General features: G+C 61.5%; 11 protein-coding genes. 9 read left to right on the top strand and 2 right to left on the bottom strand.

Annotation, left to right across the window (positions count from 1 at the left end):
* From F8N62_RS20385 to F8N62_RS20405, 5 genes are all read left to right on the top strand, one after another.
* Positions 1 to 558 carry an NUDIX hydrolase gene (locus tag F8N62_RS20385; protein ID WP_150712365.1) on the top strand — a complete coding sequence of 186 codons (558 nt, stop codon included), beginning with the start codon at positions 1 to 3 and terminating at the stop codon, positions 556 to 558.
* A 271-nt stretch (positions 559 to 829) separates the two neighbouring features.
* Positions 830 to 1,201 carry a translation initiation factor Sui1 gene (locus tag F8N62_RS20390; RefSeq protein ID WP_150712366.1) on the top strand — a complete coding sequence of 124 codons (372 nt, stop codon included), beginning with the start codon at positions 830 to 832 and terminating at the stop codon, positions 1,199 to 1,201.
* A 218-nt stretch (positions 1,202 to 1,419) separates the two neighbouring features.
* The gene (speA, locus tag F8N62_RS20395; RefSeq protein WP_150712367.1) at positions 1,420 to 3,333 is read left to right on the top strand and encodes an arginine decarboxylase; all 1,914 of its coding nucleotides are present in this window, start codon (positions 1,420 to 1,422) and stop codon (positions 3,331 to 3,333) included.
* Positions 3,334 to 3,566: 233 nt separating this feature from the next.
* Positions 3,567 to 4,883 carry a contractile injection system protein, VgrG/Pvc8 family gene (locus F8N62_RS20400; RefSeq protein ID WP_150712368.1) on the top strand — a complete coding sequence of 439 codons (1,317 nt, stop codon included), beginning with the start codon at positions 3,567 to 3,569 and terminating at the stop codon, positions 4,881 to 4,883.
* Entirely contained in the window at positions 4,880 to 5,662 is a 783-nt protein-coding gene (locus F8N62_RS20405) for a DUF4123 domain-containing protein (RefSeq protein ID WP_150712369.1), read from the top strand. Before F8N62_RS20400 ends, F8N62_RS20405 begins: the two co-directional genes overlap by 4 nt.
* 61 nt (positions 5,663 to 5,723) lie before the next feature.
* Here the strand turns inward: F8N62_RS20405 and F8N62_RS20410 are convergent, their stop codons facing one another.
* The gene (locus tag F8N62_RS20410) at positions 5,724 to 7,073 is read right to left on the bottom strand and encodes an MATE family efflux transporter (protein ID WP_150712370.1); all 1,350 of its coding nucleotides are present in this window, start codon (positions 7,071 to 7,073) and stop codon (positions 5,724 to 5,726) included.
* A gap of 182 nt (positions 7,074 to 7,255) precedes the next feature.
* Positions 7,256 to 7,549, bottom strand: a complete 294-nt coding sequence (locus F8N62_RS20415; protein ID WP_149419345.1) for a hypothetical protein — start codon at positions 7,547 to 7,549, stop codon at positions 7,256 to 7,258.
* 237 nt (positions 7,550 to 7,786) lie between these two features.
* Here F8N62_RS20415 and F8N62_RS20420 point away from each other — a divergent pair, with 237 nt between their 5' ends.
* From F8N62_RS20420 to F8N62_RS20435, 4 genes are all read left to right on the top strand, one after another.
* A complete protein-coding gene (locus tag F8N62_RS20420; RefSeq protein WP_150712371.1) occupies positions 7,787 to 8,089 on the top strand; it encodes a MazG-like family protein in 303 nt (100 codons plus the stop codon).
* Positions 8,089 to 8,838, top strand: coding sequence for a methyltransferase domain-containing protein (locus F8N62_RS20425; protein WP_150712372.1), 750 nt, complete (start codon positions 8,089 to 8,091; stop codon positions 8,836 to 8,838). The genes F8N62_RS20420 and F8N62_RS20425 overlap by 1 nt, the downstream gene beginning before the upstream one ends.
* 12 nt (positions 8,839 to 8,850) lie before the next feature.
* The gene (locus F8N62_RS20430; protein ID WP_150712373.1) at positions 8,851 to 9,477 is read left to right on the top strand and encodes a DUF4136 domain-containing protein; all 627 of its coding nucleotides are present in this window, start codon (positions 8,851 to 8,853) and stop codon (positions 9,475 to 9,477) included.
* Between the two features lie 51 nt (positions 9,478 to 9,528).
* The coding region (locus F8N62_RS20435) for a DUF4136 domain-containing protein (RefSeq protein ID WP_150712374.1) at positions 9,529 to 9,852 on the top strand (324 nt) is incomplete at its 3' end.

Below are 9,852 nucleotides of genomic sequence, written 5' to 3' on the forward strand. Positions count from 1 at the left end.
ATGGTCGACAGTTCCAAAGAGGCCGCCCACCGCGCGGCCTCCGATGCCGAGCACATCGCCTGGGTCGACGAGCAGGACAACCTGCTCGGTGCCCTGGTGCGTTCGGACCTGCGCGAGCGCGGGCTGATCGGGCGCGGCACCTACATCATGCTGTTCAATTCCGCCGGTGAGCTTTGCGTGCATCGGCGCACCTTGAGCAAGGCGATTTATCCCGGGTATTGGGACGTGGCAGCGGGGGGCATGGTGATGGCCACCGAAACATATGCCGAATCGGCAGCCCGTGAGCTGGAGGAAGAGCTGGGTGTGAGCGGTGTGGAACTGACCGCCCATGATCATTTTTTCTTCGAGGACACCGGTAATCGCCTCTGGTGCTCGGCGTTTTCCGCGGTGTGGGATGGCCCGTTGATCCTGCAACCGGAGGAAGTGCTGGAAGCGCGCTTTATTCCCGTCGATCAGGTCATGCTGGAAATCCAGCAAAAGCCTTACTGCCCGGACTCTTTGGCGGCATTGAAGCGCTATCTTCGGGCACGGGGCGAGGACGTCGCAAAAGAGGCATAAATTGGCGCCGATTGGCTCTTAGCAACTGGCGTTTTTGCCGTTACACTGCGCGACCTTTTGAAACTGAACCGTATTGCTTTTGTAGGAGCTGCCGCAGGCTGCGATCTTTTGATTTTGCTGTTTAATCAAGATTAAAGATCGCAGCCTCGTTGCACTCGACAGCTCCTACAGGGTTTTTCCGGTTCAGTAGCGCTGCCCCTGCCTGAGTGGGGCTTCGCGGTCGATGGCCGATGTGCCGCGACCAGTCTTTGTCCTCCCGAGAGGATTGCCGGTGGCCAAAAAAGCCGCATCCTTCGCCGCCCTTGGTGGCTTGGTATTTTCCACCGACGCAGGTCGTCATTGCCCGGATTGCAGTAAGCCGGTGGACGCCTGTATCTGCAAACAGACCATTATCCCGACCGGCGACGGCATCGCTCGCGTGCGTCGCGAAAGCAAGGGCCGTGGTGGCAAGACGGTGACCACCATCACCGGCGTGCCGCTGGCCGAAGACGCCCTCAAGGACCTGGCCACCACGTTGAAAAAACGTTGCGGGACCGGTGGCGCGTTGAAAGACGGCATCATTGAGATCCAGGGCGATCATGTCGAGCTGTTGTTGGGCGAGCTGATCAAACTCGGTTTCAAGGCAAAGAAGTCCGGCGGCTAGCAGCCTCTGTGAAAACCACCCACGGCTTGACCCGGTCCGGATTTATCGCGGGTCTGGAGTCGCTTACATGGTTTTCACAGAGCCTGTTCTGACCGGTTTCTAAACTCACTGCGGTCAGCGAGGTCTATCCCTTCGTTGACGAACCGTCATTTTCATCTTTTAGACTGCGCCAGCCTGAACCCAGGTGACGCTCTATGACTTCTTTATAGGGGACTTCAATGTCCGTACGACGCACACGCAAAGACGATGGCAGCCAATGGACAGTTGCGGACAGCCGCAGTGTTTACGGGATTCGCCATTGGGGGGCCGGATATTTCGCGATCAATGACGCCGGTCGCGTCGAAGTTCGTCCGAACGGTCCGACCAGTTCGCCTATCGACCTCTTCGAGCAAGTTGACCAGCTGCGCAAAAGCGGCCTGTCCTTGCCGTTGCTGGTGCGTTTTCCTGACATTCTGCAAGACCGCGTCCGCCAGTTGACCGGTGCCTTCGATGCCAATATCGAGCGCCTGGAATACCAGAGCAAGTACACCGCGCTGTACCCGATCAAGGTTAACCAGCAAGAAGCGGTGATCGAGAACATCATCGCCACCCAGGATGTGTCCATTGGCCTGGAAGCCGGCTCCAAGCCGGAGCTGTTGGCGGTGCTGGCGCTGGCGCCGAAGGGCGGCACCATCGTCTGCAACGGTTACAAGGATCGCGAGTTCATCCGCCTGGCACTGATGGGCCAGAAACTCGGGCACAACGTGTTTATCGTGATCGAGAAAGAATCCGAAGTTGAGCTGGTGATCGAAGAAGCCGCTTCGCTGAAGGTCAAGCCTCAGGTCGGTCTGCGCGTGCGCCTGTCGTCCCTGGCATCGAGCAAGTGGGCGGACACCGGCGGCGAGAAATCCAAGTTCGGCCTGTCGGCGGCGCAACTGCTGTCGGTGGTCGAGCGTTTCCGCGCGGCGGGCCTGGATCAGGGCATCCGCCTGCTGCACTTTCACATGGGCTCGCAGATCGCCAACCTGGCGGACTACCAGCACGGCTTCAAGGAAGCGATTCGTTACTACGGCGAGCTGCGCAACCTCGGCCTGCCAGTCGATCACATCGACGTTGGCGGCGGTCTGGGCGTGGACTACGACGGCACGCACTCGCGCAACGCCAGTTCGATCAACTATGACATGGACGATTACGCCGGCGTCGTGGTCGGGATGCTCAAGGAATTCTGCGACGCGCAGAACCTGCCGCACCCGAACATCTTCTCCGAAAGCGGCCGCTCGCTGACCGCCCACCACGCGATGCTGGTGGTGCAGGTAACTGACGTCGAGAAACACAACGACGAAATACCGCAAATCGAGAACAAGGAAGCGCTGCCGGAAACCGTCCAGTGGCTGGTTGACCTGCTGGGTCCGACCGATATCGAAATGGTCACCGAAACCTATTGGCGCGCTACGCACTACATGAGTGATGTGGCGACCCAGTATGCCGACGGCAAACTGACCCTGGCCGAGAAAGCCCTGGCCGAGCAGTGCTACTTCGCGGTGTGCCGTCGCCTGCACAATTCGCTGAAGGCACGTCAGCGTTCGCACCGTCAGGTGCTCGACGAACTCAACGACAAGCTGGCCGACAAGTACATCTGCAACTTCTCGGTGTTCCAGAGCCTGCCGGACACCTGGGCCATCGGCCAGGTCCTGCCGATCCTGCCGTTGCACCGTCTCGACGAAGAGCCGCTGCGTCGTGCGGTCCTGCAGGATCTGACCTGCGACTCCGATGGCAAGATCAAGCAATACGTGGACGAGCAGAGCATCGAGACCAGCCTGCCGGTGCACGCGCTGAACGAAGGTGAAGATTACTTGCTGGGCATCTTCCTGGTGGGCGCCTACCAGGAAATCCTTGGCGATATGCACAACCTGTTCGGTGACACCGACTCGGTGAACATCTACCAGAATGCCGACGGCAGCGTGTACCACGCGGGTATCGAAACCCACGACACCATCGAAGACATGCTGCGTTACGTGCATTTGTCGCCGGAAGAGCTGATGACCCACTACCGCGACAAGTGCGCCAGTGCGCGTATCACGGCCGCCGAACGTACCCAGTTCCTCGACGCCTTGCGTCTGGGCCTGACCCGTTCGTCTTACCTGTCGTCTTGAAGTAAGTCACCGTACTCATCGGGTTGTCTGAAAAGTTTCCGCACGCTGCGGAAATTTCAGATGACCTGGTGGGACGGTTCTTTTTTTTTCAGCGAAACACCCGACATACCCGGCTATCCAAGCCATATGGTCTTCTTTTCGCGTAGGCCATTTCCTAAGTTGTACTTCGGCACTCTACTCGGCCATGTCTCTCGGCGAGAATCCCCGGCCGCCCCTCCTGTAGAGAATCGCCGATGTTCGATCCAGCCAACGAACCTTCATTTCGTCTGGATGTAGCCGGTCTGCCCGACCCTTTCGAAGTTCTGGCCTTTACCGGTAGAGAAGCGATCAGCGAGCCCTTTGTGTTCGACGTGGATCTGCTGATCGATGACCCGACCCTTGACCTTGGCAGCTTGCTGTACCGTCCGGCCGTTTTGCATGTCGGGCCCGAGGGCAGCACTTTCCACGGACAACTGCACGAACTTGTCCAGCGTGACCACGGCCCGAGCGTCCGGCTTTGCCACGTACGATTGGGGCCGAAGCTGGCGTGTCTTTCCCAGCGTTTCAGCCAGCGAATTTTCAGTGCGCTGTCGGTACCGGAGATCCTCAGCCAGGTGCTCAAGGAACACGGCATCACCGACAAGGATCGCCGGTTTGAGTTGAGTGGCGTTTACCCGCCCCGGGATTTCTGCACGCAGTACCGGGAATCCGATCTGCAATTTCTCCAGCGGTTGTGCGCCCAGGAATCGCTGCACTATCACTTCGAGCACCATGCGCGCGGGCACTGCGTGGTATTTGGTGATGGTCGCGGGCATTTTCGCCTTGGCGACGACGCGCTGTTTCAGGGCGAACGCGAGCAACCGGCGGTGCGGCAGTTCCAGCTACGCATGGACGAACGGACGGTGCAAGTTGCCGAGGGGTGCACGGACCTCGCGGCGCTTCGCAGCGGGCAGTTGATGCCGCTGACCGGCCACCCGGTTGCCGAGTGGAATCATCTCTGGTTGCTGACCCATGTCGAGCACCAGGGGAGTCAGGACCTGCTGACGCCTTACAGCAACCAGATCCGCGCGATTCACTGGGAAGCGCCCTTGGTGTCACCCCACTGCGGGACCAAACCGCGCATGCACAGCCTGCAACGGGCCTGGGTGGTTGACGTCGATGAAGACCGGCCCGATCCGGCCAGAACGGTGGCGGTGCAGTTCGACTGGCTCTATCAGGGGGAGGGCGCGACCCCCAGCCACTGTTGGCTGCCGGTGGCTGCGGAGCTGCAAAGGTCGAGCGTCCCGCCACTGTGCGAGGGGACCGAGGTGGTGGTGAGTTTCATCGAGGGCGATCCGGACCAACCGTTGATTTGCGGGTTTCTACCGGCGACGCCGCTGGCCGAAGAAGCCAAAGTGCCCAGCCTGCCTGAAAACGAGTCACCCGACGAAGGTTTGCTGACGCTCCTGCGCTCGGGCGAACCGTTGGTGTTGTTGTGTCTGTTACCCGGTGGAGGCAGTTTCAGTCATTGCACTCAGGCACCGTGTACCTGTCGGGCAGTGTCGCTGTTTGGCCAGAGCGGTGCGGCATGATCGGCGCAACCCCGCAATGGCTGTTGCTGGACGTCCCGGGGGCACCTGAAGCGAGCGCGACACGGCAACAGGGCCTGGCACAGGCCCGCTGGTTCCGGTTGTTCGAGGGTACTGAGTTGCACGCATTGCGCGAAGCCGGCCCCGCGCTCGTGGACCTTCGCACGTGTCCGGCGCTGGCGCAGTTGTGCTACGGCCAAACGCATGCCTGGCGCGGTCTGCTGGTGGTCAGCGAGGCATCAGCGTCAACCTTGCTGGCGCATCTGCGGCGCATGCTGACGGTGGCGTTCGGGCTGCATCATCGGGCCTTGTTGAGTTACTACAACCCCAACACGGCCAGCTATTTTTTTGATGCCTGTGATGCGCTCGAGTTGAGTCGCTGGCTGGGCCCGATCGATCAGTTGCACTGGTTCGGCGGCACCTGGGCCGACCGCGCGATCGGCAGTGAGGGCTGGCAACAGTTGCTCAATCCGCGGCTCGCCGTCCGCCCGTTGGCGGTGGAAGAAGACCTCAGCCCCCGGCAACGGGAAAAGCTGCAAACGTGCGTGCTGGAGCAGCACGCCTGGCGCTGGAGCCGTTCCACCGGGACTGATTACAGCAGCCTGTGGTCCCACGTGCAGGAGGGCCTGGCGCTGGGATTCAGCGAGCGGCCGGTGCTCGACGGCTGGTTATGGCTACGCTTGCAGCATCCCCGCGCTTTATGGGTGCCACCGTTGTCGGGATTGACGCAACAGGAGCGTCTCGACAGCCTGCGCCAACGCTGGCAAAACGATCCATCCTGAGCAACAGGTCCAACCCTCTGGCGAGCACAATTGGGCGACGGGTCAACCGGGCAGCGGCGGGTCAGTGAGCTCGTCCGGTGAACCAGCCGTCGTTGTTGCGCAGAAACCACGCAATTGCCCCGAGGATCAGGCTGCGCAGCACCATGAACAACAGGAATGTTATCCACAGCCCGTGGTTGCCCAGGCCTTGCAACGCCCATGCAAACGGCAACAGCATGAGCACCGTCAGCAGCATCCCGTTGCGCATTTCCCGGGCGCGGGTGGCGCCGATAAACAGACCGTCGAGCAAGTAGCTCCAGACCGCGATCAACGGCAGGGCGGCAAGGTAGGGCAGGTAGATGAACGCGGTGTCGCGCACGCTTTGAATGTCGGTTTGCATCTCGATGAACAAGTGCCCGGCGAACAGAAACAGCCCGGCAAATCCCACGCTCGCCAACAACGACCAGCCACAGGCCACCACCAGCGAACGGCGCAGGGCGTCGCGGTCGCGTGCGCCAATGGCATGCCCGCACAGCGCTTCCACGGCGTGGGCCAATCCATCGAGCGCGTGTGCGGTTAACAGCAAACCGTTGAGCAGCAGGGCGTTGGCGGCGACCGTGGCGTCACCCAGCCGCGCGCCTTGCACGGTGATCAGGAAAAACACCGATTGCAGCAACAGGCTGCGGATAAAAATGTCGCGGTTGACCGCCAGCAGCGGTCGCCAACTCTGCCACAGCGCCAACGCCGCCCAGACGATGTGGCCGGGGTAGGCGCGCAGGGCTTTGCGGGTCATCAGCAGGCCGATCAGCGCGCCGGTCCATTCGGCGATCACCGAAGCCCGGGCTGACCCGACCACGCCCCATTCCAGGCCGAGGACGAACCACAGGTTCAGCGCGATGTTGACCAGATTGGTGCTCAGCAGGATCGCCAAAGGCGCCCGGGCGTTCTGGGTGCCGAGGAACCAGCCGACCAGCGCATAGCTGGCCAGCGCGGCGGGCAGACCGAACAGTCGCGTGTGGAAGAATTCACGGGTCAGTTGATCCAGCTCTGCCGACGGCTGCATGAAGTGCAGCGCGACACCGCTCAACGGAACGCCCAGTGCACCCAGGACAATGGCCAGGCCCATGGCCAGCAACAAACCCTGCAACAGAATCTGCCGCAACGCCGCGCCGTCCCCGCGCCCGGCGGCCTGCGCGGCAAACCCGGTGGAGCCCATGCGCAGGAATCCCATGGCCCAGGCGAGAAAGGTATACAGGCTGGCCCCGACCGCAACGGCGCCCAGTTGATGGGCGTGGGGCAAGTGGCCGATGACGGTGCTGTCCACCAGCGCCACCAGCGGCACGGAGATGTTGGAAAGAATCATGGGCGCGGCGAGCGCCCAGACCCGGCGATGGGTCGGGCGGTCGCGCCAGTCGGCGATCAGGTTGGACATGCAGACTCCTTGGAGAGCCGGCATTGTAGCGATTCATTTTGAATCTGCCGTGATCCATTGTAGGAGCGAGCTTGCTCCGGGCGGCGTTCCGACGACGGTGTGTCAGCAGCGTGGGTGGCGGCTGACACACCATCGTCGGAACGCCGCCCGGAGCAGGCTCGCTCCCACAGGTGTTGGTGGCGTTAGTGGATGATCCAGCTCAGCAACCACAACCCCAGCAGCAGCCAGATGATCCCCATGATGATCGACGCATTCATGAACGCCCGGATCGCCGACCACAACAGCATCAGCCCCAGGATCAACGCGATGATGCTGATGATCGAAGTGTCCATGCCCAACGCCCGGGACAACCCTTCGACGAAATTGCTGCCGGCATGGCTCAACAGATTGAACAGGCCGCTGAGGCCGTCAACGATAAAGCGGATGACCGAACCTATGGCCTGGCCGAGCCATTCGAAAAAACTTTCTACCTGCATGTCGTTAACGTCCTGATGTAAGTGGTTGAGCCTTGGGCCATTGATCACGCTGGCGAGTTCCCTCGTCGCATAGAGGTTGCACCCCTGTGGGAGCGAGCCTGCTCGCGAAGCGGTCTGACAGTCAACGCTGATGTTGAATGTGATGACGCTTTCGCGAGCAGGCTCGCTCCCACAAAAAACGGCGCACTTGCCATCCCCGGCCATCCCCCCGAAGCTATACGCCTTCAGGAGAGCCCGATGAACCTTGTTGAACTGACCGAACGCCTGCACGCCATCCGCGACCGCAATGACTGGAAGCAATTCCACAGCCCGAAAAACCTGGCCATGGCCGCGAGCGTGGAGATGTCCGAGCTGGTGGAGATATTCCAATGGCTGAACGAAGACCAGTCGCGACAATTACCCGCAGACACACTGGCCCACGCCGGGCAGGAAGTCGGTGACATCGTGCTTTATCTACTGTTGCTGTGCAGCGAGCTGGGCCTGGACATGAATGAAGTAGTGCGCAGCAAACTGGCCGACAGTGAACGGAGGTTCAGCTGATGAGCGACCGTCATTTCGATCAACTCGCGACGCGTTTCGCCGAAAAGATCTACGGCGGTGCCAAAGGTGCGATCCGCCTGGCCGTGCTTCAGGCCGATCTGGCCGAAACCCTGCCGGACCGACCCTTGCGCGTACTCGACATCGGCGCTGGTCTTGGCCACATGTCGTTGTGGCTGGCCCAGCGCGGGCATGACGTGACGCTGGCCGAACCGGCCGAGCCGATGCTCGAAGGCGCCCGCCAGCGCTTCGCCGACGCCGGGCAGAGCGCGACATTCATTCAGGCGCCGTGGCAGGAGCTGCTCGGTCAGCTCACCGAACCTTACGACCTGGTGTTGTGCCACGCCGTGCTGGAATGGCTGGCCGAACCCCACGCGATCCTGCCGGTGCTGCATCAACTGACCCGGCAGGACGGCTGGTTGTCCCTGGCCTTCTACAACCGCGATGCACTGATCTACCGCAACCTGCTCAAGGGCCATTTCCGCAAAATGCGCAAGAACGACATGGCCGGCGAAAAGCAAAGCCTGACCCCGCAGCAGCCCCTTGATCCGCGTGAACTGGCGGCGCAACTTGAGGGCTTGTGGCAGGTCGAAACCCAGAGCGGGGTGCGTGTTTTCCACGACTACATGCCGGTGGAATTCCAGGCCCGCGCCGAACTGGTGGACTTGCTCGAAATGGAACTGGCCCACCGGCGTCACCCAAGCTTTGCCGGACTTGGGCGCTACTTGCACTGGATCTGTCGGCCGGTCTGATCGGAGCGCGAAATGAAAAGTCGTTCAGGGTTGTTGATGATCTGCCTGGGGCTGGCCGCGTGCCAAGGCAGCAATCCTTACGTGGCGACGTCCAACCCCTTGCCGCCAGCGCCGCCCGGTGCGGCCAACACGTTTGACCGCAGCGCCTACCCGGCACCGCCGCGCGACTACGGACGCTACCGCAGCTGGGCCTGGCTCGACGGGCGCCTGCCGCCGGGCACCGCCTGGGCGGACTCGGCGCAAGTGGCGGAGGCGGTGAGCAATGCGCTCGATCAACGCGGTTTGCGTCCGCTGCATGACAATCGCCCGGCAGACCTGTTCGTCAGCGCCAATCTGCATCTGGAAACCCGCCTGCGTCAGGTTCGGGACGACTACGGTTACTACGGCGGCGGTTATGGCGGTTACAACCGCTATGGCAGCGGTTACGGCAGCGGTTACGGCATGTACAACACAGTGCCGATTGTTCGCACGTATTCGGAGCAGGTCGTGGTGGTGCAGGTGGACCTGTTCGATGCGCAAAGCGGTCAACCCGTGTGGAGTTCGAGCGCCGAAACCAGCAGTAAAGGCAGCCAGAGCGCGCAAGCCGATGCGATCCGGGAGGCTGTGGAAAAGGCCATGTCGGCGTATCCTCCCAATTAGCTTCTACGCTAAAGAAGCCATCAGGTTCATGTCTTCAACCGGAGAAATATCATGTTCCGCCGTCTCGCTATACTGGCTGTGGCTGCGCTTCTCAGTGCCTGCGCCGGCAACCAGGTCAATCATGACTTCGACGCCAGCCGCGATTTTGCCGCCTATCGCAGCTGGAGCTGGAAAGACCCCGCCCTGCAATATCGTCCCGATGATCCGCGGATCAAGAGCGACCTGACCGAACAGCGCATCCGCCAGTCGGTGGCCGATCAGCTGGATCAGCGAGGCCTGCGCCCGGCCGCTGCGGGCAGCGCGGGTAATCTGTTCGTGCAGACTTACCTGATCGTCGAAGACCGTCAGCAACAGGTGACCACCAGCTACGGCGGC

The organism is Pseudomonas fluorescens, assembly GCF_902497785.1.
GTDB lineage: Bacteria > Pseudomonadota > Gammaproteobacteria > Pseudomonadales > Pseudomonadaceae > Aquipseudomonas > Aquipseudomonas fluorescens_BO.